The organism is Pantoea sp. X-Soil-MYKO-1785 (assembly GCF_059730675.1).
Map to the genome: position 1 here is coordinate 118,127 of NZ_AP036002.1, position 23,983 is coordinate 142,109.

Annotated in this window: 18 protein-coding genes; 4 read left to right on the forward strand and 14 right to left on the reverse strand. The window is 57.3% G+C overall.

What is annotated here, in order from left to right; all coding sequences use genetic code 11:
- Positions 1-377: 377 nt before the first annotated feature.
- Together AC6I8D_RS23745 and AC6I8D_RS23750 are read right to left on the reverse strand one after the other, a co-directional pair.
- Complete coding sequence (locus AC6I8D_RS23745; protein WP_497821102.1) at positions 378-5,948, reverse strand: ATP-binding sensor histidine kinase; 5,571 nt, start codon at positions 5,946-5,948, stop codon at positions 378-380.
- Positions 5,945-6,331 (reverse strand): response regulator, encoded by a 387-nt coding sequence (locus tag AC6I8D_RS23750; RefSeq protein WP_312760124.1) that lies wholly within the window; start codon positions 6,329-6,331, stop codon positions 5,945-5,947. The genes AC6I8D_RS23745 and AC6I8D_RS23750 overlap by 4 nt, the downstream gene beginning before the upstream one ends.
- A 504-nt stretch (positions 6,332-6,835) precedes the next feature.
- Here AC6I8D_RS23750 and AC6I8D_RS23755 point away from each other — a divergent pair.
- Positions 6,836-7,045 carry a YdgH/BhsA/McbA-like domain containing protein gene (locus tag AC6I8D_RS23755; protein ID WP_497821103.1) on the forward strand — a complete coding sequence of 70 codons (210 nt, stop codon included), beginning with the start codon at positions 6,836-6,838 and terminating at the stop codon, positions 7,043-7,045.
- Positions 7,046-7,107: 62 nt separating this feature from the next.
- Here the strand turns inward: AC6I8D_RS23755 and AC6I8D_RS23760 are convergent, their stop codons facing one another.
- Both AC6I8D_RS23760 and AC6I8D_RS23765 read right to left on the reverse strand, forming a co-directional pair.
- Positions 7,108-8,568, reverse strand: coding sequence for an amidase family protein (locus AC6I8D_RS23760; RefSeq protein ID WP_497821104.1), 1,461 nt, complete (start codon positions 8,566-8,568; stop codon positions 7,108-7,110).
- Between the two features lie 149 nt (positions 8,569-8,717).
- On the reverse strand, positions 8,718-9,206 hold the full coding sequence (locus AC6I8D_RS23765) for a GNAT family N-acetyltransferase (protein ID WP_312056179.1): 489 nt from the start codon (positions 9,204-9,206) through the stop codon (positions 8,718-8,720).
- Between the two features lie 94 nt (positions 9,207-9,300).
- Here AC6I8D_RS23765 and AC6I8D_RS23770 point away from each other — a divergent pair, with 94 nt between their 5' ends.
- Entirely contained in the window at positions 9,301-10,245 is a 945-nt protein-coding gene (locus tag AC6I8D_RS23770) for a LysR family transcriptional regulator (RefSeq protein WP_312056181.1), read from the forward strand.
- Between the two features lie 26 nt (positions 10,246-10,271).
- Here the strand turns inward: AC6I8D_RS23770 and AC6I8D_RS23775 are convergent, their stop codons facing one another.
- From AC6I8D_RS23775 to arnB, 8 genes are all read right to left on the reverse strand, one after another.
- Positions 10,272-11,801, reverse strand: a complete 1,530-nt coding sequence (locus AC6I8D_RS23775; RefSeq protein ID WP_497821105.1) for a Fic family protein — start codon at positions 11,799-11,801, stop codon at positions 10,272-10,274.
- 370 nt (positions 11,802-12,171) lie between these two features.
- Entirely contained in the window at positions 12,172-12,555 is a 384-nt protein-coding gene (gene arnF / locus AC6I8D_RS23780; RefSeq protein ID WP_312760116.1) for a 4-amino-4-deoxy-L-arabinose-phosphoundecaprenol flippase subunit ArnF, read from the reverse strand.
- A complete protein-coding gene (gene arnE, locus AC6I8D_RS23785; protein WP_312760114.1) occupies positions 12,552-12,875 on the reverse strand; it encodes a 4-amino-4-deoxy-L-arabinose-phosphoundecaprenol flippase subunit ArnE in 324 nt (107 codons plus the stop codon). Before arnE ends, arnF begins: the two co-directional genes overlap by 4 nt.
- Complete coding sequence (gene arnT, locus AC6I8D_RS23790; protein ID WP_497821106.1) at positions 12,875-14,536, reverse strand: lipid IV(A) 4-amino-4-deoxy-L-arabinosyltransferase; 1,662 nt, start codon at positions 14,534-14,536, stop codon at positions 12,875-12,877. The genes arnE and arnT overlap by 1 nt, the downstream gene beginning before the upstream one ends.
- Positions 14,527-15,444, reverse strand: a complete 918-nt coding sequence (arnD, locus tag AC6I8D_RS23795) for a 4-deoxy-4-formamido-L-arabinose-phosphoundecaprenol deformylase (RefSeq protein WP_497821107.1) — start codon at positions 15,442-15,444, stop codon at positions 14,527-14,529. Before arnD ends, arnT begins: the two co-directional genes overlap by 10 nt.
- Positions 15,441-17,423: a bifunctional UDP-4-amino-4-deoxy-L-arabinose formyltransferase/UDP-glucuronic acid oxidase ArnA gene (gene arnA, locus AC6I8D_RS23800; RefSeq protein ID WP_497821108.1), complete on the reverse strand. Its 1,983-nt coding sequence runs from the start codon at positions 17,421-17,423 to the stop codon at positions 15,441-15,443. The genes arnD and arnA overlap by 4 nt, the downstream gene beginning before the upstream one ends.
- Positions 17,420-18,415, reverse strand: a complete 996-nt coding sequence (gene arnC / locus AC6I8D_RS23805; protein ID WP_497821109.1) for an undecaprenyl-phosphate 4-deoxy-4-formamido-L-arabinose transferase — start codon at positions 18,413-18,415, stop codon at positions 17,420-17,422. The genes arnA and arnC overlap by 4 nt, the downstream gene beginning before the upstream one ends.
- Complete coding sequence (arnB, locus tag AC6I8D_RS23810; protein WP_497821110.1) at positions 18,408-19,553, reverse strand: UDP-4-amino-4-deoxy-L-arabinose aminotransferase; 1,146 nt, start codon at positions 19,551-19,553, stop codon at positions 18,408-18,410. The genes arnC and arnB overlap by 8 nt, the downstream gene beginning before the upstream one ends.
- 762 nt (positions 19,554-20,315) lie before the next feature.
- Here arnB and AC6I8D_RS23815 point away from each other — a divergent pair.
- Positions 20,316-20,894, forward strand: coding sequence for a YceI family protein (locus AC6I8D_RS23815; RefSeq protein WP_497821111.1), 579 nt, complete (start codon positions 20,316-20,318; stop codon positions 20,892-20,894).
- 146 nt (positions 20,895-21,040) lie between these two features.
- On the opposite strand, the gene AC6I8D_RS23820 is transcribed toward AC6I8D_RS23815, so the two are convergent.
- Together AC6I8D_RS23820 and AC6I8D_RS23825 are read right to left on the reverse strand one after the other, a co-directional pair.
- Positions 21,041-21,403 carry a hypothetical protein gene (locus AC6I8D_RS23820; RefSeq protein ID WP_497821112.1) on the reverse strand — a complete coding sequence of 121 codons (363 nt, stop codon included), beginning with the start codon at positions 21,401-21,403 and terminating at the stop codon, positions 21,041-21,043.
- Between the two features lie 135 nt (positions 21,404-21,538).
- Positions 21,539-22,552, reverse strand: a complete 1,014-nt coding sequence (locus AC6I8D_RS23825; protein ID WP_497821113.1) for a Gfo/Idh/MocA family oxidoreductase — start codon at positions 22,550-22,552, stop codon at positions 21,539-21,541.
- A gap of 109 nt (positions 22,553-22,661) precedes the next feature.
- On the opposite strand from AC6I8D_RS23825, the gene AC6I8D_RS23830 reads away from it, so the two are divergent.
- The gene (locus tag AC6I8D_RS23830; RefSeq protein ID WP_497821114.1) at positions 22,662-23,672 is read left to right on the forward strand and encodes a LacI family DNA-binding transcriptional regulator; all 1,011 of its coding nucleotides are present in this window, start codon (positions 22,662-22,664) and stop codon (positions 23,670-23,672) included.
- Positions 23,673-23,983 lie beyond the last annotated feature (311 nt).

Below are 23,983 nucleotides of genomic sequence, written 5' to 3' on the forward strand. Positions count from 1 at the left end.
TCTATTTTAAACCGGGTCCTGAACGCATAACATGCATCTCAATGACAGCGGTTATCGGCTTGCTGAATATCACCGCGAAAATACGCGTTAAACAATATAAGTGAAAACTTAAACCGTTTCCTCGCCTGCACGACTAACACGACTGCTGTGTGGATAAATAATTCTGCCGCCTGACAGCCGACTATTAAAAGAGATAATTACCGTGAATATGCTGAAAACCTGCGTTGTGCTGATCGTTGTTGGCCTGTTTTTGCTGATTATGAAGAAATACGCCAGGCCGGCGGGATAGTGACAATGATAAACCGGCGGGCGGACGCGGCCCGTCAGCCTGTCCGCTCGCCCTGCCCGGTTCTGCGCTCAACACAGTGGGTCCGCACTCAGGCGGTCGTCTCTTTTCCTTCTAATGGCAGAGTGAACCAGAACAGGCTCCCGCCCTGCGGACGGTTTTCTGCGCGTAGCTCACCGCCGTGACGCTTAATAATCTCATTACTGATGGTCAGTCCCATGCCCATCCCTTCCGCTTTAGTGGTGTAAAACGAATCGAATATTTTTCCAATCACCGCTTCAGACAGACCCGCGCCGTTATCAGCAACCTCAATGCGAATCACCTTAGCGGAAGGATGTGAAGAGGCGATGCGTAAATGGCGCGCACCGATGTTGTCAGCCATCGCTTCAATCGCATTGATCACCAGGTTGAGCAACACCTGTTGTATCTGAACGCTCTCACAGAAAACATCGTCGTTTTCTGCCGCCAGATCCAGCTCCAGTGAGACAAACCGACGTTCCAGCTCCAGACGCGACAGAACGATAATATCGCGGGTAATCTGGTGCATTTTTGCCGGCGCAAATTCAGCAACCTGATTACGCGTCAGCGCCTGCAGTCCGCGAATAATGTCGCCAGCCCGGCGGCCTTCCCGGATGATCTCATCAAGGCTGTGACTGGCATTGTCAAGATTCGCCGGGTCACGTTTAAGCCAGCGCTGGCTGGCACCGGCATTGGCCACGATTGACATCAGTGGCTGATTAATCTCATGGGCAATCGAAGAGGTCAGCTGGCCGACGGTGGTTGCCCGCGCAACGCGGGCCAGTTCCGCCTGAGCGATGCGCACCGCATCTTCCGACTGGCGCTGAGCGGTAATATCGGTGAGCGTACCAAAATATTCTGCCACCTCCGGCCAGTTTTCATTGGGCTCGCCAATGCCTTTGATGTAACGGCATTCACCGTCATCACGAATGATACGAAACTCAGCCTGCATCACCGTCCCTTCCCGCACGCTGGTTTCGATCAGCTCCCTCAGACACAGAATGTCATCCGGATGAACGCGACTCTGAAACTCAACCATCGAGGTCGTCGCCTGCTGCTGTGGCAGTCCCATAATGCGTTTATATTCATCGGAGATGTACTGAATGTCGGGTTCAAGATGCCAGTGCCAGGTGCCGGTATGACTGATTTTCTCGCCGAGCATTAAAGAAGTCTGGCTGGCGCGCAGCTGCTTCTCAATTTTGCGGCGTTGAATATTCTCATCAACCAGCTCGGCGTACAAACGAGCCGTCTCAAGTGAGACCGCAGCCTGCGCCCCCAGCATTGAAACGATCCGCGAGTGATCGGCGGTAAACACGTCTGGCATCAGGCGGTTTTCCAGATAAAGTACGCCCACCATCTGCGCCTGTCTGAACATCGGGACACACATCACCGCCGCGCCGGAGGCAACCAGATAGTTATCCTGACTGAAGGGGCTGAACACCTCTGGCTTACCGGTACGGATCTCCTGCCCGGTACGGATCACCGCAGAGAGCACCGACAGCGGCAGATCGGTGGCGACCGGCAACTCACGAACAATTTTGACCTTAACGCCGTCGACGGTGGTCGAAGCCCTTGCCTGGATTTCCGGGATATTGCCGTCGACCAGTCGAATCAGCATGCAGTGCTGGGCACCGGCACGCTCCACCAGCATCATCATCAACACGTGAATAAGCCGGTCCAGATTAATCTCTTCTGTCAGCGCTCGCATCACCGTCACCATACTTTGTAAATCGCCGATCACCGCACTCTGCTCAAACGGAACGGTACTCAGCGCGGTCTGCGTTGCCTGGCTGGCCAGCGCCGGATGCTGCATCTCCAGCTGGCGAACCTTAGCCCCGGCTCCCCAGCGATCCCAGGCGGCGATGGCCCCTTTGATGTAGGCATCGCCAGCAAACGTCATATTACTGGCATAGGCCATCCGTGCAGCCAGTTCGCAGGTCAGCCCGTTAATATGATGAAACTGCCCTTCGCGTGACAGCACGATCGCCTGTTCAAATTGCTCAAACGCCGGTGCGGTTTTCCCTTCCAGACGAAGCCACTCGGCGCGCAGCAGCGCCTCTTTATCGGCGAACGTTTTGCTGTTTTCGTTTGACCAGGTCACGATCCTGTCGAGGTGCTGCTTCAGCTGCAGTCGTAACTTATCCGTCATCGCCCCGCTTTTAAGCGGCACGGTCAGCGAAAGCGCGCTGTAGAGATGATAATCGAGCATATGCACATGCCCCGGTATACGTGCGGTGAACGGTTCGGCCTGCTTAAACCATGCCTCTGCCGCCGCATACTCACTGGCAAAGAAGTGGGCCATCGCTTTATAAAGCCGGGACCAGAACTGCATCAGGTAGATAGGTTCAACCGCCTGTTCAGGTTTAACCACCGCCAGCACCGGCGGCTGAAAATCATCACCGGTGAAGATAGTGCTGCGCGGCTTGCGCAGGAAAAGGACGTAGTCCAGCTGCATCCCGAGGATCACTTCCACGTCGCGGTATTGTGCCTTTCTGACAAACTGCATGCCTCGCGCAATTGAGGTGTGTACACCATCAAGATGATCGCCGCGCGCCAGGTAATTCATGACGATGTGCCGCAGTGCCAGACACGCTGACGTCCGGTCGCCGGTTTCAACCCCCACGTCAAAGGTGGCCTTCGCCCGCTCGATGGCATAGGTCAGCGGCATCGTCCAGATACTGACCTGATCGAGCGGCAGCAGCGTCCGGGCCTTAAAGCTGACAAAGTCATGCTTATAGACCAGCTCGCGCGCCAGTAGCGTACTGGCAAAGCCACGGCTGTACTCATCATACTGGTCGCCGCACACCACGCCATACCACGCCAGCGCCAGCGTCGAGGCGCCACTTAGCCCACGCTCCATTGTCAGATGCAGCAGCTGGCACAGGATCATAAAGTGCAGTCGCGGATTGATGAACGCGGCAAAGGTACTGGCGCTGGCCAGCAGATTCATCACCGCTTCGGTATTTTTACAGTCGACCCGGGCCAGCGAACGGAAACGGGCATAGGGATTTTTACCCACCGCCTCCTTCAGCTTCACTCTGGCCGCATCGCACTCCGTCTGGTCCGGATGACGGTTCAAATGAATGCCAAACACCGCCAGCCAGGCGAGCGCGGTCTCCAGCGCCAGCTTGCTGTCCGACTGACGCATATGAATTTCAGCAATCAGGCAGGCCGCACCGGCTTTATCGGCGGCGTCGCCGGGTGAAGACTGGACCCGGGAGCTTAAGGTCAGTGCGGCGGGCAGATTGCCGTTAAGAAATTCGCATTCCGCCTCTTCCAGCAGAAATTCGCTGCTTCCGGCATCATCGGCGTCGTTGTGCAGTAAGCGGGCGGTCTGCAAATAGCGCAGCGCCGAGAGGTAATCACCACTGGTTTTTGCCCGCCGGCTGGCGTTGAGCAACAGCTGGCAGAACGGCCCGGTCTGATGCCGCAGAAGCGTAATTTTTTTAACCGCCAGCAGGTGATGCGCCGCCCGGAACAGTACCGCATTAGTGATGTCGTGCTGCGATTGATGCATGTAATAGCTGGCAGCAGCGCAATGGAAAGCATCTTTGTCTGCATCCGGCAGAAGATTAAGCGCCGCCGCATGCACGCTGTCATGCATAAAGGCATAGCCCTCCTCATTGCGGCTGACCAGTCTGGCCGTCACCGCCGGCAGCAGGATCGCCTCGATCTCCGCAGCGGAGACGGCCAGAATCTGGCTCAGGACCGGCAGCTCACCGGCACTGCCCAGCAAAGCCAGCCTACCCAGCATATGCCGGGCCGTCAGCGGTAGCGAGGCGAGGTGCAACAGCACGCTGGCCGCGACGTTGGCGGTGTAGTGGCTGTTTTTCAGCGCCTCTGCATCGTAGGTCCATCTGAACGGCGCATGGTGGGTGATTAACCCCTGCTGCACCGCCTGGCGGAAGAAGTCATGGGTAGCAAGCGGATTACCGCCAGTTTTTTCGTGGATGACCTGTGCCAGTTCAGCCGTCGCTGAACTGCGGGTATGAAACTGCCCCGCCAGCCAGCCCGCAATACTTTTTTCCGACAGCGGCTCGGGCGTGATCGCCATGATGCGCGGGGTGCTTGCGCAGAGCTGGTTCAGATTACCCGCGATAAGCGGGCAGGGTAACGAAGTGATATCCCGGTGCGCGATCACCAGCAGCAGCGGGATATCCTCTCCCTGACTCAGCAGATTTTGCAACAGCAGCAGCGTTGCCTGATCGGCCCAGTGGCCATCATCAATAAGGATGACCAGCGGCCGCCCCTGGGCGGTAAACGCTTTTACCAGGCTACATGCAACCAGATTAAAGCGATTTTTCGCATCCAGCGTATGCGAGTGCGGTAAAACCGCCGCTTTCTGATTAAGCAATATTCCCAGTTCTGGCACCAGGTTCACCGCCAGTCCGGCGTAGGCACCCAGCAATCGTGAAATATGCGTTTTCCAGCGGACCATCTCTTCAGCAGGCAGGCCCAGCACGTGCAGAGTCAGCGTCCTGAAGGCGGCGGTGAAAACCGTATAGGGTAACACCGGCGCATGCTGTTCGACTTTCACCAGGGTGAGTAAGGTTTTCCGGCTGCGCAGCAGTTTAAGCGCTGAGGCGATCAGCGAGGATTTCCCGGCACCGGCAGCACCACTGATGGTCACCAGGCTGTGTTTGCCGCTGTTGCTGACCTCATCAAATGCCGCCATGATCTCATTGGCCTGCGGATGATCGCTACACAGCGAATCGGCTGACAGACTGGCGGCAGGTAAATCCTGCAGTCCCAGCGTAAAGGGCTCAATTGTTCCATCCGGCTGTAGCGTGGCCGCACAGCGACGAAGATCGGCCAGCAGCCCATCGGCGGTCTGATAACGGTACTCTGGCGATTTGGCCAGCAGCCTCAGGATGATGGAGGAGAGGATCACCGGCACTTCAGGGCGCAACAAATGAGGCGGCAATGCTTCAGAGGCGATGTGATGGTGCACCCATTCCGCGTGGCCGCCCTCAATGCTGCCATAGGGCAGCCTGCCGGTCAGCAGCTCATAAAGCACAATGCCCAGACTGTACAAATCACTGACGTGACTCACCTGATGGGCTGAACGGGAGGTGTGTTCGGGCGACATATAGGCAAGAGTGCCGCCCGTTACCGGCAGTCGCTGCTGCTCGGGCAGCGGATTATGCAGCGAGGAGAGCCCGAAGCCGCCGAGATAAACGCGATGATCATCGCTCAGAAAGAAGTTTGCCGGTTTGATATCACCGTGCACCAGTCCCTGTTGATGAACCTGGCTCAGCGTAGTGCACAGCCTCGCGGCAGATTTGAGAAACTCAGAGAGGGGGCCAGGCGGCATGCTTAGCACATCCGTCAGGGTGCGGTAATCAAAAGCGGGATAAATCAGCGCATAACGCCCCTGGTAATGGGTGTGCCATTGCGGTTTCAGCGCCCAGCTTTCCGCTAACCGGTCACGGAGGGCATATTCATTTTTCAGCAGCTGCGTGACATGAAAGACCGACGCTTCATTGCCTGCGGTCGCCAGCACAAAGGTGTCACCGGCGGTGGCGTGCCGGCACAGCAGCCAGTCGATATTGCCCTCCTGTGCCAGCGGGCTGAAAAGTATATCCTCTGATAGTGCGATTTCATCGTTTTCTGCTGAATGTAACGCCTGCGGATTAGTACTCATTGGCGGGCAGCCCTTGAGGAGAATTCCTGTCGGATATGTTCAAACAACGTATCAATTTCGATCGGCTTTGGCAAAAAGGCAATCGCCCCCAGGTTGATGGCATAGCGCAACATGGTGTCGTCACCGTTGCCGGAAATGATAATTCCCGGCGGATTTTCAATGCGCTGGGTCAGGTTGATAAACAGCTCAAACCCATTCATGCCTTTCAGTTGCACATCAATGATAAAAAGCGCGGCACTGGCTATCGCGGCTTCATCACACAGCAGAGATTCTGCCGACTCGAAGGCATTGGTCAGATAGCCCTCAGACTGGAGCAGGTTGGTCAGACCACTCCGAACAGAACGTTCATCATCAATGACGACAATACGCTGCGACAGCTGCATGCTGTTTTCCTTAAATAAAGCTCAGGCCTGTGTCAGGCACGTCCCTGGCAGGATTTGTCACCTGAGAACGGTGGAGTGTTGCCGGTTTTAGCGGAACAGCAGGGGTAAAACGGCGGGCGGTTCAGCCGGTTTCGCGTCCGTCTGGCGGGTCAGTCTGTCAGCCAGGCGGCAGAACCGGTCACGATCGCTGAGTCGTTAGCGGAATCGGCCCGATCCGCCCTGACGGTCAGTCATCCACTAACGCCCGAAAGCCTGCCGGTTTCCGGTTGCGTAACGGTCTGGTGTCATTGTAAGAACCTTTTTTTCTTCGGACTATTATCTTTAGGTATAACTATCCCGACCGGTAGCCTGGCTTACCCTGCGTTGCTGGCCAACCGGATACATCAGTTTTTTTGATTTACTTCAGCATATTTTCGGGATGTTCATCGCCGCCTTCCCTGCGTATTCTTCATTCCATCGAGGCACGCTGCCTCACAAACAAACGTTAACGCCGGGAAAATCGCCATGAAAAACGTCAAAAATTTCGCTGCAGTCATCGTCCTCTCACTGATTTCAACCGTCAGCTTCGCACAGACGGTGACAGCCACTGCCTCCACGCTTGATGCAGCCGAAGCGCAGATCGCCGCCAGAGCGAAAATGGCGGGTGCCGGCTACAGCATTACGGAAGCCTACAGCGGAAATCAGGTCCACATGACAGCCCGCCTGACTAAATAATCGCTGTGTTTTGCGCAAAGGGCTGCCCACGGGTAGCCCTTTGCTGTTCGGTTTTTTTCTAATCAGTGACTCAGCGACTCAATCTCAGTGACAGCAGGCATCAGACGTTTGCCGATGACGCTTTCAATGGCCCTGGCAGCCTGCAGCGTCGTCGCATCCTGACCCGGTGCGGCGTATACCGTAACGCCGAACGGCAAGCCTGCCGCATCTGCACCTGCGGGGATCGCCACCACCGGTGCGCCCGCTTTCCCGGTGCATTTTGCCGCTGCCGACATCGGCGACAGCAGCACATCTGCCGGTCCGTTGTTCAGCGCAGCCAGAATCCCGGCGTCCAGACTGAGGGCAATGTCCTGCCGCCGATCGTCAATATAGGCTGATGAGCAAAGATCCGGCGCGGCATCTGTCGCTTCAAGCAGAGACTGTCCATAAGGAATGCTGTGCGGATGTGCGTTGTTCCACATGATAATGTCCTGCAGAGAGCGCATGCCGCACGGCTTAAGTGCCATAAGCAGGCGGTTGAGACCGGCACGAAACTCCGCGCGAAAAACGCAGGAGCGTACGCCATTCAGCTGTTCTGCCGCAGGCAGATCGCAGGGATCGACAATCACCGCCCCTGCCTGCGCCAGCGCGTGCAGCAGGCGGTCAAACACGGCCTCGCGGTCGGGCGTCAGCACCGTGTCAGCGATAAAGCGGCGCGGGATGCCGATTCGCAGCCCCTGCAGCGGTTGATTGCGCTGCGTTTCAGCCGGAAACACGGCAAGCGTGGCGGTATCGTTCATATCCGCCCCACAGATCGCCTGATAAACCAATTGCGCATCATCTACGGTTCGGGTCAGCGGACCGGGCGAATCCTGACTGGCCACCAGCGGAATAAAGCCGTGACGACTGACGCGGCCCACCGTGGGTTTAAAGCCGACGATCGCACTGTGAACCGCCGGAGCCTGAATCGAATTTTGTGTTTCAGAGCCAATAGCAAACCCACAAAAACCGGCTGCCACCGCCGCGGCGGACCCGACGCTGGAGCCCATACCCCGATCGTATCGCCCGCCCAGCGGATGTCTGACCACGCCGCCCGCCCCGCTAAACTCAGCGGGCATGGTTTCGGCAACGAAGTCGGCAAATTCGGTCAGGTTAGTTTTTCCCAGCAGTACAGCGCCCGCGTCGCGAAGACGCGCCACAACCGTCGCTTCATAAGGCGGGATAAACTCAGCCAGCGCACGGGCACCTGCCGAGGCAAAGCTGCCGTCGAGGGTAAACGCATTATCTTTGATCAGATAAGGTACGCCGTGCAGCGGTCCTGCCGCCTGGCCGGCAGCCAGCGCGGCATCGGCACGTCTCGCCTCTTCCCGCGCCAGACGGGACACGGTTCTGACGCAGTTAATGCCGTCTTTACCCTGATCAAATCGCTCAATACGATCCAGGTACCATTCAGTGGCTTCAAGCGCGCTGATTTCACCCGCCGCAATTGCCGCACCGATCGCCCGTGCTGAGCCCGAAGCCAGCAACGCTGATATTTTTTTCATTACATTTTCCGCCTTTGACGCGCTGAAGCGCTGAACACCGGGTAAAAGCGCCGCACTGTTTTACCCTGATGTGCATCTGGCCGCGCTCAGGATGAGGCAGCTGAGGTCATCCTGCCACGGGGCGGACCGGTCGGTTTTTACAAATTGGTTCAGTTGAGCTCACGCGAGGCAAATCTTTCCAGCGCTGGGCCATCCAGCCGGTAACGCACCCATTCGCTCAGCGGAAGCGCGTTAATACTCTGATAAAAATCTTTAGCGGATTTATCCCAGTCCAGCACATTCCACTCAATCCGGCTGCAATGCCGGCTGACCGCCAGCTGCGCCACATAATGAAGCATCGCTTTGCCCGCCCCTCTGCCGCGATAATCGGGCGTAAAATAGAGGTCTTCCATATTCAGGCTCTGGCGGCCAATCCAGGTGGAAAAACTCATCGAAATGACGCAGTAACCCGCAATTACGCCCTCAATTTCACAAATATAGGCTTCTGCTGTGCTGTCAGATCCAAACAGGGCGTGTCTGATTTCGTCAACGTCCGGCACCGCCTGCAAAGGCGCTTCGCTGTATACGGATAAGCCGTTGATCATGTTATAGAGGGCATCCGTATCTTCCGGGCTGGCCTGGCGAATAATCACGCTCATAAATATTCTCTGATCAGTACTGTTTGATGCCCGTAAGGATAATCGCTATTCTTTAATGAATTAAGTGCAATAAAATCAATTACAGGTGAATTTCATGCATCATGTACTGAGACGTCTCGATCTCAATCTTCTGCCTGTTTTCGATGCCGTTTATCGCCACCGCTCGGTCAGGCTGGCTGCGGTTGAGCTCTCCATGAGTACTTCTGCGTTAAGTCACGCCTTAACCCGCCTGCGTGAATTCCTGAAAGATCCGCTGTTCTATCGCGAAGGCCATAAGATGTGTCCCAGCGTCTTTGCCCACCAGCTGGCACCGCAGATTGCTGCCTCCCTCGCGGTGCTCAATCAGCATCTCAGCCCGGTACAGCCCTTTGATCCCGGAACCAGCAGCCAAACTTTTCGGGTTGCGGTAACCGACTACACCGCCTTTTGTATTTTTCCGGAACTGATCAAAGCGCTGGAAAAAAGCGCGCCCGGCGTTAATTTCGAACTTTGTCACCTGCCCCACAATCCGGCACTGACCGAATTACTGGCCGGTGAGGTTGACCTGGCGTTGAGTTTTAGCGAGCCGGATGATGTCCGGCATCAGGATCTGGAAGAGGTGGATTTATTCAGTGATGAATTCGTGGTGATCGGTAACATCCATCGCCAGAGCCTGACGCTGGAGGAGTATCTGGCCGCCGGCCATCTGGTAGTGACGCCGTGGAATGAAAAAAAGGGATTGCTGGATACGCATCTTGCCCGGCTGGGGCTGACGCGGCGGATCGCCCTCAAAACCCCGTCAATGCTCAGTTCGCCGCACATCGTGGCGGAGAGTGAATTGCTGATGGCCATCCCCTCCTTTGTCGCCGGTAAAATTGCCCCGCTCGCGCAGGTCAGAGTCTTCAGATTGCCCTTCCACGCGCCGCCTTTTACGGTAAAAATCTTTTCCCACCAACGCAGCGGCAAAAAATCCTCTACCGACTGGCTGAAGGACAATATTTTCCAGAGCATCCAGCGACAGAATCTGACGCTTAACCGACAGGCCCAGCCGGTCAGTTAATGGCCTGGTAGTGCGACCGGTGCCGCTTAGCGCACCGGCTCCTCAAAGGCCGATCTGACCGCCGCGACAATCCGTTGGGCTTTTTCGGCGTCATCAAGCTGCGGGAAGGCCTTTTTCAGTTTGCCGGAAACCTGCCAGCCATTCTCTTTCAGCGAGCGGATGATGCGGCTGGCGTCCTGGTCGGGCATCTCAATCACCTCTTTCAACCGCTCCTGTGCCCGCTGAAAAATCACCAGCACTCTGGCCTCATCTGCCATTTCAGTTCGCACCGTATGTTCGACCACCCGGGCGGTATACAACACCTGTTCGGTCAGGTCGGGATAACGCCAGGCGAAACGGGCATCGTCGTAGTCAGTGAAAACGAAGTTACTCAGGGTGCCATCTTCATAGGTGATCAGTTCAGCAAACCGATAGCTGCCGGCGTAGCGGCGCATCAGCCGTTTCGAAAAAACGTCCAGCGTGCGATCGTAGCCGGCGCGGAAATCGATTGAACTGGTGATGGTGGCCGAGACCGGCAGAATAACGCCCTCCGGCACGGCGTGGTCGCGGATCAGCGTATCGTTGATTAAAAAGCGGTGGATGCGGCCATTGCCATCGCGCATCGGATGGATATAGACAAAACCAAAAGCGATCACGCCGGCTCGCGCCAGCGGTTCTGCCCCGCGCGTAGCCTGCTCAAAGGCTTTCAGGCCCTGCATAAAACGCGGAACATCGCTAAACTGCGGCGCAATGTAATGGACGATGTCTTCGCGCATTGTCGCCTGGCCGACAAATACCGGCGAGCGGCGCAGCCCCAGTCCGAGCGCATCGTGACCGAGAATGCCCTGCTGCAGGGTGTGCAGACTGGCATCGCTGAGCGGATCGTCAAGCTGGCCGCAATATTGCGCAATGACGTGGGCGAATCGCTGAATACGATCGGCCTGGCTGGCCTCTTTTTCAATCAGAAAGCTGGCGCGGGATTCCTTAAACGTCAGCCAGCTGGCGGTACGCAGCAGGATATCGGCACCAAACGCGTTATCCAGCTCGGCAAGGGCGCTCTTCAGATCAAAAGCCAGCGCCTGTTCGGTGGCGGCTGTCCGCCGCACTATCGGACAGAAATCAACGCTGCCAGGCAGATTGTCATTGATGCGCCAGCGCTTTGACCGCTTCAGGCTGGTGCGGGTCAGGTAGGCCTTCGGGGAAATCGCATCCACATAGCCGCCGTTGGTTACATCCGGCACTGCCAGCGTCTCGCCGGTTAGCCACTCATAGAAAAAACCGGCGCGGCGGGCATATTGTCCGTAAGGTTCGCGGCGGCACCAGTTCTCCAGCGGTTCGGGGCCGATAGCGGCAAACAGGCGGGCAAAAAATTCCAGATGGATCTCTTCATATTTGAGTCCAAAGGCGAAGTGACCTGCAACATCGTCTTCCGGGCGGTAGCTCGGCGGATAGCGGTTCTCTATCTGACCCTGATTCTCGTGGCGGGATCGTACAGTGCCGATAAAGGACGCCACACGCAGCGGTTGCGCCAGTTCAATAGCATAACGTTCAGACAGCGCTTTAAAGCCGACCAGCATCGGTTAAATCCTTTATCAGAAGATTAAAAATGATAATAAAAAGCAGATTTAACACGGAAATGCTAATTTCGCCAGCCAGAGAACGCTATTGCTCAGGTGAAAAGAGTAATGAAAGTGACGTTGTCAGTGAAAATGATAATCACAGAGTCACAATGCGATCGCATTGCTGCTGTCGGGACAACAGGCTGGACGCCGGGAAAGGGTATTCGGGCGTTAAAGATTAGAGCATGGTGGGAACGGCCCGGAACAGCTTTCCCCACCGAAAATATGCGGGAAAAGAGCAGCACGGGGCTGCCCGGTCAGACGGCATAAGCGTCCGTGGTCGTCCGATCGCGATAAGGTGACGCGAGCGGCCAGGCTGGCGGAAATTTTATTCCTCCAGCAGCAGACACGTTATTCCGAGAATGATAATCGCGATACCTGCCAGCCCACGCCAGCTAAAAGGTTCATGGAAAAACGGCAGGCTGACGGCCGCCAGCCACACCAGCACATAGCTCAGGCTCAGCAGCGGATAGATCCGGCTGAGCGGAAAACAGCGCAACGCCCGTAGCCAGCACAACATCGACAATCCGTAGGCCACGAGCCCGACCGTCAGTGACAGGGTGGGCAGCAGCAGAACGGGCAGCAGCGCCAGCGGACTGCCGCAACAGCTCAGCCTATGCAGGTCGGGCAGTTGCGGCATTGCCCAGCGCATCATCAGCTGGGCCGCTGACACCAGCAGCACGCTGGCCGTTATCCAGCCGTATCTTTTCATAGCTGGCTGCCCAGCAGCGTCACCCCAATCACCACCAGTAGCGTGCCGCCGATCTGGCGCAGCGTCAGGCGCTCACGCCAGATGATGCGCGCCGCCAGCGCAACGAAGATAAAATTGAGGCTCAGCATTGGATACGCCTGACTGACCGGCACCCGCTGTAATACTGCCAGCCACAGGATCATGGCGATCCCCAGCAGCAGCACGCTGCCCGCCAGCCAGCCAGTAACCGCCATCCGGGAACCGCTGACCCGCGTGGCCTGTTTCTGACATAGCTGCGCGCTGCAGCTGAGCAGGCTCACCAGCACAATCAGCAGCACCATCAGGGAGTCTGCCCATAATAGAGGCTGACCAGCCTGCCCTGACGATAAACCGCATCCGGTACCGGGATCGCCGCTGCGATATCGCTGTGCACCGAGTCAACCAGCAACAGCAACGACACGCTGCCGATACGGCGATGCGCCGTGAGCCAGCCGGCCAGGTCGGCCTCGCTGAGAAAGCAGGATTGCGCATCCGGATAGCTCAGCCCATATTCCAGTTCGCCTTTCTGGTCATAAAAACCGATATCGCTGCGCCGCAGATGCCAGGCAACCGCCGAGGCGACGCCCGGATTATCCGCCAGAATATAACGGCTGCCGGCCAGCCGATCGCTGATTGCCGCCACAAAATGCTGTGGCTGTTTGGCGTCACGTATTTTATCCGGCATCACAGGGCCGATCGTCAGCGCAACGACTAACGGGCAAAGCGCCGCTGCCTGCCAGCGATGGCTGGCGTAACGGGTGCTGTACAGGCCGATCAGCGACCAGCTAAGGAACGCCAGCGCCGCCAGCGCCAGTTTACTGTTTTCACCCGACGCAAACAGCGGATGGTGTGTCAGGCTCCACGGTGCCAGCACCAGTAGCAAAGTAGCCAGCATCACCACGCCATACAGGGCATTCAGCCAGCCGTTGATCTTCAGCGCCCGCCCCGCCCGTTGCGCCGTCTGTAGTCCGTAGTGCGCCATCAGCAGCGACAGCGGCACAAAACAGGGCAGGATATAGGTCGGCAGCTTGCCTTTTGCCAGGCTAAAAAACAGCAGCGGCATCACCGTCCAGCTCAGCAGATAGCGTGCTGCAACCTGATGCTGACCTTCGCGCCAGCCCGTCATCAGCGCACCGGGCAGCAGTCCCAGCCAGGGTAACGCCCCCAGCAGTAAAACCGGCAGGTAATACCAGAATGGCGCTTTGTGCTGCGCATTCGGTTCGGCAAAACGCTGAATATGCTCAACCCAGAAGAAGTAGTGCCAGAAATCGGGCGCCTGATGCCAGATCGCCAGCGCCCAGGGTGCGCTGATCGCCGCCGCCGCCAGCACCGCCAGCGGACCATAGAACAGCAGTTCAGCGATCCGCCGACGCCAGATCGCCCACGGCAGAATCGCCAGCACCGGCACCGCCAGCGCCAGAAACCCTTTGGTCATGAATCCGATACCGCAGGCGAGGCCGAGCAGCAGGTAGCCACCGACCCGGGTGGTGCGCGCGTCAGCCTGGGTTGCCAGCCAGTAGCTGCACATCGCAGCCGCCAGCCACAACATCAGCATCGGATCGAGCACCGCATAGGTCCCGACCCCGTACACCAGCAGAGAGCTGAGGAAAATCACCGCACCCACCGCCGCGGTACGCCGTGAATCAAACAGCCGTTTGCCCAGCCAGTAAATCAGCGCGGCGGTCAGCGTAGTGGTGATTATCGATCCGGCCCGCACGCCAAAAAGAGTGTGACCAAACAGCCACTGACACAGCGTGTTGACCCAATAGCCCGCCACTGGCTTTTCAAAATAGCGCAGGCCGAAAAAATGCGGCACCACCCAGTCACCGGTCGCCAGCATCTCGCTGCTGATCTCCGCATAGCGGGTTTCATCCGGCTGCCAGAGATCGCGAAACATCGGCGGAATCAGGTAATACAGGGCAAAAAAACCAAAAAAAAGCAGCCATTTGCTGGTTATCCGCATCGGGGCTCTTTCACCTCATCAATCAGTTGCTGACAGCCCAGCCACCCTTCCCGCCCGGCAATTTCGCCTCTCACCACGTTGCCGCGCGGCAGGGTTGAGAGATCGGCGGGCAGCAGCGCGCTTAACGGGCAAAACTCAATGCCGTTGCGGTCCGCCCAGGTCAGCAGCGTGGCAAAGTCCTGATAGCCGACAATGCCTTCCACCTCGGCATGAATGGTATAAACCGGCGTTTCCCCGGCGGAGAGCATCTGCTCGAGGATATAGCCATTAAAACCGTTCGCACTGACCTGTCGGCCCACCACTTCATCCCAGGTGGGCAGCGTGACCGGTATCTGTACCGTGCCGGCCTGCCCGTCAGGCAGGATCGGCACGAACGGGCCGCTGCCGCGGCAGTCGCTGTTGTAGTGAAAGCCAAAGTGCTGTTTAGCGGCCATCACCCGCCCGTCGGCGCGCCAGCCTGCGGCGGCCGAGCAGCTGATGGGCTGACCAAGGATCTCGCTCAGCGTCTCGTTGCCGCGGGCTAACTGCTCAATCAGTTTCTCCTCCGGCCAGACACCGGCCCAGGTTTGCCAGGCAAAATGATCCCATGCGTGCAGCCCGACCTCATGCTGCCGGGCCGTCTCCTGCATAATGCGACTCAGGCCGCGGCCAATCGGCTTGCCCGGCCAGGCGGTGCCGGCCAGCAGGATGTCCCAGCCGTACAGCGAGGCGGCGCGCGAACGCATCATTTTCCAAAGAAAAGCCGGTTTGATCAGACGCCACAGATGGCGTCCCATGTTGTCAGGTCCGACACTGAAGAAAAAACTGCCGCGTATAGCGTGCTGCCTGAACAGTGCCAGCAGCGCCGGCACGCCCTGCTGCGTGCCGCGCCAGGTATCGACGTCAATCCGCAGACCGATGCTTTTCATCGATGATCAGCCTGCTGTTCAAGAGTACGCAGGAAGAAGTCGAGCGTATTATCGATGGTGGTATCCATCGTCACGGTCGGCGTCCAGCCCAGCAGCCGGCGCGCGTTGCGGATCGCCGGTTTGCGGTGTTCGACATCCTGATAGCCTTTGCCGTAGTAGCTGCTGCTCTCCACCTCACGGAAACCGGCAAACGGCGGGAACTGGTGACGTAATGGATGACGTTCGAAGCTGGCCAGCAGCTGCTCTGCCAGCTCTTTAATGCTGGCTTCGTTATCCGGGTTGCCAATATTGATGATCTGGCCATCACAGTTCTGCTGCTTGTTTTCAATAATCCGGAACAGCGCTTCCACCCCATCCTGAATGTCGGTAAAGCAGCGCTTCTGCCTGCCGCCATCAATCAGCTTGATCGGTGACCCCTCGACCAGGTTGAGGATCAGCTGGGTAATGGCGCGTGAGCTGCCGATGCGCGCCGCATTGAGGTTATCCAGCCGCGGTCCCATCCAGTTGAACGGCCGGAACAGGGTGAAACGCAGCCCCTCTTTCTCGCCGTAGGCCCAGATAACCCGGTCCAGCAGCTGTTTTGATACTGAATAGATCCAGCGCTGCTTGTTAATCGGTCCGACTACCAGACTGGAGCAATCCTCATCAAAGCTGGCGTCGGTACACATGCCGTACACCTCTGAGGTCGAGGGGAAGATGATGCGTTTTTGATACTTCACACAGTCGCGGATGATTTTGAGGTTCTCCTCGAAATCCAGCTCAAACACCCGCAGCGGATTGCGGGTGTATTCGATCGGCGTCGCAATCGCCACCAGCGGCAGAATGACGTCACATTTCTTAATGTGGTACTCAATCCATTCGGAATGGATTGCGATATCTCCCTCGACGAAGTGGAAGCGAGGATGATCGAGAAAACGGCTGATAGCATCAGAACTGATATCCAGACCATAAACCTCAAAGTGGTCATCCTGTAACAGCCGTTCGGTGAGGTGATTACCGATAAAGCCGTTTACGCCGAGGATCAGCACCCGGGAACGGCGCTGCAGTACCGACTGCGGCTGCGAGTAGAGCAGCGCACCCGGCACCATTCCTAAGCTTTGCGCCAGCTGGCTGCCGTTCATGTAGACACCATGCTCAGACTGCCCGGTCTGGATCTCCAGCGCACCGTCACCGCAGGCGATCAGAAAAGGCTGTTTCGACAGCACCGTGCCCGGCCTGGCGTGGTGTTGCTGTGGGTGAACCCGGCTCTTCCAGACGATAAATTTTACCGAGCCGGCAAAGGCGAAGGCACCCGGCCAGGGATCGGTTACCGCCCGAACCAGATTGTGAAGTGCCTGCGCCGACTGATGCCAGTCGATGCGGCCATCTTCGGCGGTGCGCCGTCCGACCCGGCTTGTCTGGCTCTCATCCTGCGGCCATTCGCTGATTTGCCCGCGACGCAGATCGGGCAGCAGATCGTTCAGCAGCTGCGCCGCCGCCGCCGACAGTTTACGGTGCAGGGTCAGCGCCGTGTCCTGATCCTCAATCGCCACCCGCAGCTGCGCCAGGATATTACCGGCATCGGCCCGTTTCACCATCCGGTGCAGGGTGACGCCGGTCTCGCGTTCGCCGTTGATCAACGCCCAGTTGAGCGGTGCCCGGCCCCGATATTTTGGCAGCAGCGAACCATGCAGATTAAACGCGCCATGACGGGCGCACTGCAAAATCTCGTCGCTCAGCAGGTGCCGGTAGTAGAACGAAAAAATCATGTCGGGCGCCAGCGTGCGGATGCGGTCAAGCCAGATCGGGTGGTTCGCCTCGTCCGGGGCATAGACCGGGATACCCTGTTCAGCCGCCAGCCGCGCCACCGATCCGAAAAAGTGATTTTCGGTCGGCTCATCATTGTGGGTAAAAATGGCGACGATCTCATAGCCGGCATTCAGCAACGCCGTGATACCAACACAGCCCATGTCGTGGTAGGCGAAAACGAGGGTCTTCATAGGGAACTTTCCTTTACTGATGGCTGAACTGAAGGCGCTTGCGGAGCCTTAACAACCCGTTGAACGAAATAGCGCGGACGCGCCCGGACATCGTTATAAATACGCCCGATATACTCACCGAGCAGGCCCATACCGACGAACTGCGCGCCGATAAACATGAACAGCACGGCGAACAACACGAAAACGCCGTCGCCCGCCCAGGCGGCACCAAAGAACAGCCGCAGCACAATTAACACCAGGGAAAAGGCGAAGCCGGTCAGCGCAATCAGGCTGCCGACCACGCTGAGCAAGCGCAGTGGCGTGGTGGTCAGGCAGGTCACCAGGTCATACATCAGGTTGATCAGCCGCATGAAGCTGTATTTCGAGTCGCCAAACGCCCGTTCGGCATGGATGACCGGCAGCTCAATGGTGTGGCGGGCAAAGGTATTAGCCAGTATCGGAATAAAGGTGCTGCGTTCGTGGCAGTTGAGCATCGCATCGACAATATGACGACGGTAGGCGCGTAACATGCAGCCATAATCGCCCATCACCTGGCCGGTCACCCGCTGGATCAGCCGGTTCAGGGTGCGGGAAGCCTGACGACGGAACCAGCTATCCTGCCGCTGTTGCCGCACGGTCCCGACCACGTCATAGCCCTGACGGGCGGCGTCAACCAGCCGCGGGATCTCTTCCGGCGGATTTTGCAGATCGGCATCAAGCGTGACAATGACGTCGCCGCGGACGTGGCTGAAGCCCGCCATGATGGCGGAGTGCTGACCATAATTACGGTTGAGCAGCACCCCAATCACCGGGCTATCCGGAAGGGCTGCCGCCTGTTCAATGACCTCTGCTGAGCGATCGCTGCTGCCGTCATCGACCAGCAGGATTTCATACTCCAGTTCCAGCGGATCACAGGCTGCGCGGGTGCGGCGAATCAGTTCAGGCAGACTCTGCTGCTCGTTGTAGACCGGGATAACCACGGACAGCAGCTTGATAGGTTTTACGTCACGCATCGCAGGCTCCCGCAATGTCATGCAACGCCGCGATCACCCGTTCCACATCCTGATCGGTCATGCCAGGGAACAGCGGGATTGAACACATTTGCTGGCTGTTGCATTCGCTGGCAGGCAACCGCAGCTGCGGGAAGTGCTCACGGTAATATTTGTGGGTATGGGCAGCGCGGAAATGCAGTCCCGATCCTATATCCCGCGTTTTCAGCGCCTGCATAAACGCATCGCGTGACAGTCCGCAGCGCGACTCATCAATGCGCAGAATAAACAGGTGCCACGCATGCTGATGCGGCCAGTCGGGCAACGACAGTGGCGTGAACGGCAGCGCCTGCAGGGCATCAAGATAGCGCCGGGCAATCTCACTGCGGCGCGCGATAAAACCCGGCAGCTTTTTTAACTGCACCAGCGCTATGGCGGCGCTGATGTCAGGCAGGTTGTATTTAAAGCCCGGCATCAACACTTCTGCCTGCGGCTGGCGGCCGTGAGTCTGGCGATCAAAGGCATCAACCGCCAAGCCGTGAAACTTCAGGCTGCGGATCCGATCGGCCAGCGCGGCGTCATCCGTCACTACCAGCCCACCCTCCGCGCAGGTGATATTTTTAATCGCATGAAAGGAAAAAATCGCGGTGCCCTGATGTCCGACATGCTGGCCGCGATAGGTGGTGCCGACCGCATGGGCGGCATCTTCAATCACCGCAATGCCGTGCTGGCGCGCCAGCTGATAAATCGGGTCCAGATCCACCGGCACACCGGCATAGTGCACCGGTATAATGGCGCGGGTGCGCGGCGTGATGGCGTGGGCAATCTGTTCGGGCATCACCATCAGATGATCCGGGTCGACATCAATCATCACCGGCGTTGCCCCAAGCAGGGTGATCAGATTGAGGGTGGAAACCCAGGTCATCGACGGCGTAATCACCTCATCGCCCGGCTGAATGCCGAGGGCCATCAGCGTGACGTGCATCCCCGCCGTCGCCGAACTGACGGCGATGGCATGCTGATTGCCGGTCAGCTGTATAAATGCCTGCTCCAGCCCGGCGCATTTCTCGCCGGTGGTTATCCAGCCGGAGTCAAAAACCGCTTTTACGGCGGCCAGTTCTTCATCGCCAAACGCGGGGCGTGAAAAAGGCAAAAATGCCATGGTGAAGCTCCTGCAGTGCTAAACAATTAACAGGCACGCACGTTAATCATGCGCAACGCCAGTCGTCGCGAGGAAATAGCGCATCTCCCGCTGGCACCCTTTTAAAGAGCGCGCGTCGATCTTTTAACAAATTAAAAATATCTGACTGGTGATACACGCTAACGCACAAAAGTTAACTGAACATTAAATGAAGTGGGTTAAATCCAATAAAATAAAAACAGTTTCATTTAATCATTTTCGGAAAAGTTCAGTTATTTAACATTAATAATTATATCGATTGCCACTCTTTTCGTCTTATTGACAACAGGTTTATAATCGATGAGTATCAGGTGGGTTAACGACTCTGCCATCAAATTGAATCAATAACCAAAAACCGATTAAAAATCGTTTATTTTCATGAAAATAAAAATAATCACGACACGCAAGTGCAATTAAAAACTGCTGTAACGCGCACGGGAAAATAATTTCAGAATAAATGTTATCGGCTTAAGGTTTTCTTAATATTAGCCACACCGGTTTACTCACGCACTGATCGTGGGTTGAGGGCCACTGTGTTAGCGTCAGATTTTTACCTGCAGGTCAGCTGTTTTAGCAGGGATACTGGTCAGGCGCGATTCCGGGCAATAACGGTATTCGCGCTGCAACCGTTTACTGCTGGCCGATTTTATTCAATCAAAAGTAAAGCTGGCCGTGCGATAAAATGAATACATTCAGCCCGACAGACGTTAACACCTTACCTGCACATATAAAGAGAACCATCTGATGATCCGCATCGCCTGTCTGTTAAGCCTGAGCTGTTTCTTAAGCGCGTCGCTTCACGCCGCGCCGGTGACCTACCTCATCGCCACCGATAAGACCGCCATCGGGCTGTCGTGGCGTGCCTTTGGCCACCGCTTTTCACAGGCGCATCTTGAAGGCGTGACCGGCACTGTGACGCTCAACGCCGGGCAGGACAGGGACGATCGTGTTGAGGTGTACATTCCCGTCGATACGCTGGTCGCCTCAAACGCCTTATTAACCTGGCAGCTAAAAAGTGACATGTTCTTTGATGCGCAGCATTATCCGCGGATCCGCTTCGTCAGCAGCCGGGTTGCGGCGCTGGGGGCGGGGGAATACCGAATCTTTGGCATCCTGACGGTGAAAGATGTCAGCCGGCCGGTGGTGATGCTGGCGACGCTGGAGGGTGGCCAGCCGCTCACCTCTGGATCACAATCGCTGACGCTGCATGCTACCACCGCGATATCCCGCACCGCCTTCCGGGTTGACCGGCTGGTCGGAATAGTCGATGACCACGTGGCGATTGCCCTCACCATCACCGCTCAGACCAAACCCCCACTGTAACTGCTGTCCAATCAGCCTCCGCGCAGCGCTGACCGTAATGTTTCAGCAATGGCGGCCAGTTGCCCCGGTGGATTACGGCCGATCAGGACAAACTGATGTCGCTGATCGGCCCACCAGGCCAGCTGCATACCGTGGCGCTGCTCACGCTAAACCGCGTGGCTTGCCTGGGATTCGGGCGAGATAGAGAGCGCCAGCGGGCCGAAATCAGCCTGCAGCCAGGCAATCTGCGCAATTGAGGTGCGTTCATAGCGCAGCATCCGCACCATTTTCAGCTCAGCCTGCGGCAGGTGCAGCTGCTGTGGCGTAATCTGCATGCCCAAATCGAGCCGGGTGCGATCCAGTCCACGTTGCAGCAGATCGGGAGCGCCCGGGGTATCCGCCAGGGTTTCCGCACTGTAAAGCGACATGTAATGCGCCTCAAGATCGCGGACATTCTGGCTTTCATCGGCGCTTTCACGTTCCGGGCGGGCCAGTAAACCGAGGCCATTTCCCAGCAGCAGAAAACTCACCGAGGCGGCGCGGGACGGGATAATCCGCAGCGCGGGCTGAGTCTGTTATTACTTTGATGGCGCAGGGGTGACAGACGGTAACCTCAGCAACGTATTACTGGCTGACCGGCAGGCAGATCGTGCTGCCGATCCGGATTAGATCGACACTTTTTCAACCCGACAGAAGCGGTGTTCGGCCAGCGAAATCACCGCCGCTTCAGCAATCGCCTGGGCTTGCAGACCATCTTCCAGCCCAGGCAGATCGTCAACCCTCTCGCCATTCAGCGAACGGACAAACGCATCCAGCTGCGCATACCAGGTCGCCTTTATCCGGCTGAGCCAGTCGGGCAGCAACCCGGGCTGCTGGATCTGCTCGCGCTGATAGCAGGTCACGCCCTGCTGCTGCTGACTGCGGGACGCCAGCATACCAAGCGGCCCCATCACGCTGATCCGCTCATCGTAGCCGTAGCCGGTGCGCCGGGCGTTATCCAGTTGTGCCAGCCCGCCACGCTGCAGCCGCAGCAGCAGCATGCTGGTGTCCACGTCCGCAAACTCGCTGATGGCAGGCAGCGCCAGCGCTGCGCCCATGGCGGCCACTTCCGTCACTTCGTCATCGGTCAGCCAGCGTAGCAGATCAAAAAAATGGATCGCCTGATCGCGCATCTGTCCGCCGGACGCCTGCAGATAGGCCAGCGGCGGCATCTCAGAAGAACGGCAGACCATCTGAATCAGCTCGGCTGGCCCGACTCTGCCCTGCCGGAGTTGCTGCTTAAGTTGCTGGTGGCTGAGGTCGAAACGGCGATTAAACCCGATTGTGACCGGCACATTACAGGGCAACACCTGCGCCACCGCCCGGCGGGCGCGTTCCAGTGACAGATCGATAGGTTTCTCACAGTAGATCGCTTTGCCGGCACGCGCCGCCGCCACCAGCAGATCGGCATGGGTCGGTGTCGCGCTGGCGATCAGTACCATATCGATACTCTCATCGTTCATTACCTGGCTGACTGGCGCGGCGTGAGCAGCAAAACGCGCAGCAAATGCAGCGGCACGCGCGCTATCGGGATCGGTCACCAGGACCAGCTCAGTCGCCGGATGGGCCTGCAGATTGGCGGCATGCACTTCACCTATAAATCCACAACCCAACAGGGCAACACGTTGCTTTTTATTCATTTATTTGAACTCCATCATAATCCAGCGGAAAGCGGCCTTTGCAGCTTAGCCTTGCTGGTTACACTGGTGACATCGCGTTGTTGAGGTCTTTACCTCAGGGGAGAAAAGAATGTCGCTGAAAGAGATCGCCCGGCGTGCGGGTGTGGGTCTGGCGACCGTGGATCGGGTGCTAAACGAGCGCGGTGGCGTCTCTCCCCTGACGGTGCGTAAAGTCCTGCAGGCGGCGCGTGACAGCGGGCTGAAACGTATTTTGCCGCAAGAGCATCGCCAGCCGTGGCAGATTGAGGTGTTAATCAGTAGCAATGATGCTTTTTTCTTCCGCCAGCTGGCGCAGGATTTTATTGAAGCGGCAATGCATCCGGGCTATCAGCGGGTGACGCTGCACCGTACCTTTGTCCCGGAAGCGCAGCATGAGCGACTGGCACAGCGCATTATGGCAGGCAGCGAAACGCGGGATGGTCTGATCGTCTTTGCGCATGCGCATCCGGCGATTTACGCTGCGCTGGCGCACTGTGAGGCGCGTGGTGTGCCGGTAATTACGCTGGTGACCGACCTGCCTGACGCAGCCCGGCTCTGCCATGTCGGTATAGACCAGCACAAAGCAGGACGCACCGCCGGACAGCTGATGGGCAAAATGTTGCCTGAGTCGGGTGAGGTACTGATAGTCAGTGGACGGCTGGATTACACCGCGCATCGTGAACGAATCGAAGGCTTTCGTGCTGTACTGAGCGCGCGTTTTCCACATCTTCATCTGCGGGAGGTGCTGGCAGCGGATGAAAATCGCGATGCCATCAGTAAGCTGCTGGAAAAACAGCTGATCAAGGGCGGCAACCTGCTGGGTATTTACAATACCGGTCTGGGCAATACCGAAATTGGCCAGGCGCTGGCGCGTCATCGTCGTCTTAATCAGTGCGTGTGGATCGCCCATGAACTTTATTCCACCACCCGCACGCTGCTGGCGCAGCAAAGTCTCGCCCTGACGCTGGATCAGAACACCCGGCAACACGCGCAGCTGGCGCTGCAACTGATGCTCAACTATCTGGAGCAGGGAGAGAAACCACAAGTCTACACTGCCGGCAAAGTTGAGTTCGTCATTTACACCTCTGAAAATAGCGTTTAGGCACCAGGAGATGACCACACACATTCGACAGCCGCTGTCTTAACCTCCAGACTCCCCGGCGGGTAAAAGGTCAGGATGGCGACCGCAGGTTTACCTGTCCTGATTCAGCCCCGGCCAGCCAATACAAGGCGTGCTCCGGCCAGAGCATTATTCTGGCCGTTCACTCTTCCTCTTTTTCAGACTACTTTTGGAACAGCCGTTATTTTATTATTCATTGAATGTTGATATCGGGTTAACTGTAAAATCAGCGGTAATTCAACCTGGTTAAAATAATCTTTAATTACAATTAAATACCTATTTAGAGCAAATAA

What these genes read in the sequence shown, in the direction of transcription:
- AC6I8D_RS23745 (WP_497821102.1), bottom strand. Translation starts at nt 5,948, where the DNA reads ATGAGTACTAATCCGCAGGCGTTACATTCAGCAGAAAACGATGAAATC.
- AC6I8D_RS23750 (WP_312760124.1), bottom strand. Translation starts at nt 6,331, where the DNA reads ATGCAGCTGTCGCAGCGTATTGTCGTCATTGATGATGAACGTTCTGTT.
- AC6I8D_RS23755 (WP_497821103.1), top strand. Translation starts at nt 6,836, where the DNA reads ATGAAAAACGTCAAAAATTTCGCTGCAGTCATCGTCCTCTCACTGATT.
- AC6I8D_RS23760 (WP_497821104.1), bottom strand. Translation starts at nt 8,568, where the DNA reads ATGAAAAAAATATCAGCGTTGCTGGCTTCGGGCTCAGCACGGGCGATC.
- AC6I8D_RS23765 (WP_312056179.1), bottom strand. Translation starts at nt 9,206, where the DNA reads ATGAGCGTGATTATTCGCCAGGCCAGCCCGGAAGATACGGATGCCCTC.
- AC6I8D_RS23770 (WP_312056181.1), top strand. Translation starts at nt 9,301, where the DNA reads ATGCATCATGTACTGAGACGTCTCGATCTCAATCTTCTGCCTGTTTTC.
- AC6I8D_RS23775 (WP_497821105.1), bottom strand. Translation starts at nt 11,801, where the DNA reads ATGCTGGTCGGCTTTAAAGCGCTGTCTGAACGTTATGCTATTGAACTG.
- arnF (WP_312760116.1), bottom strand. Translation starts at nt 12,555, where the DNA reads ATGAAAAGATACGGCTGGATAACGGCCAGCGTGCTGCTGGTGTCAGCG.
- arnE (WP_312760114.1), bottom strand. Translation starts at nt 12,875, where the DNA reads ATGGTGCTGCTGATTGTGCTGGTGAGCCTGCTCAGCTGCAGCGCGCAG.
- arnT (WP_497821106.1), bottom strand. Translation starts at nt 14,536, where the DNA reads ATGCGGATAACCAGCAAATGGCTGCTTTTTTTTGGTTTTTTTGCCCTG.
- arnD (WP_497821107.1), bottom strand. Translation starts at nt 15,444, where the DNA reads ATGAAAAGCATCGGTCTGCGGATTGACGTCGATACCTGGCGCGGCACG.
- arnA (WP_497821108.1), bottom strand. Translation starts at nt 17,423, where the DNA reads ATGAAGACCCTCGTTTTCGCCTACCACGACATGGGCTGTGTTGGTATC.
- arnC (WP_497821109.1), bottom strand. Translation starts at nt 18,415, where the DNA reads ATGCGTGACGTAAAACCTATCAAGCTGCTGTCCGTGGTTATCCCGGTC.
- arnB (WP_497821110.1), bottom strand. Translation starts at nt 19,553, where the DNA reads ATGGCATTTTTGCCTTTTTCACGCCCCGCGTTTGGCGATGAAGAACTG.
- AC6I8D_RS23815 (WP_497821111.1), top strand. Translation starts at nt 20,316, where the DNA reads ATGATCCGCATCGCCTGTCTGTTAAGCCTGAGCTGTTTCTTAAGCGCG.
- AC6I8D_RS23825 (WP_497821113.1), bottom strand. Translation starts at nt 22,552, where the DNA reads ATGAATAAAAAGCAACGTGTTGCCCTGTTGGGTTGTGGATTTATAGGT.
- AC6I8D_RS23830 (WP_497821114.1), top strand. Translation starts at nt 22,662, where the DNA reads ATGTCGCTGAAAGAGATCGCCCGGCGTGCGGGTGTGGGTCTGGCGACC.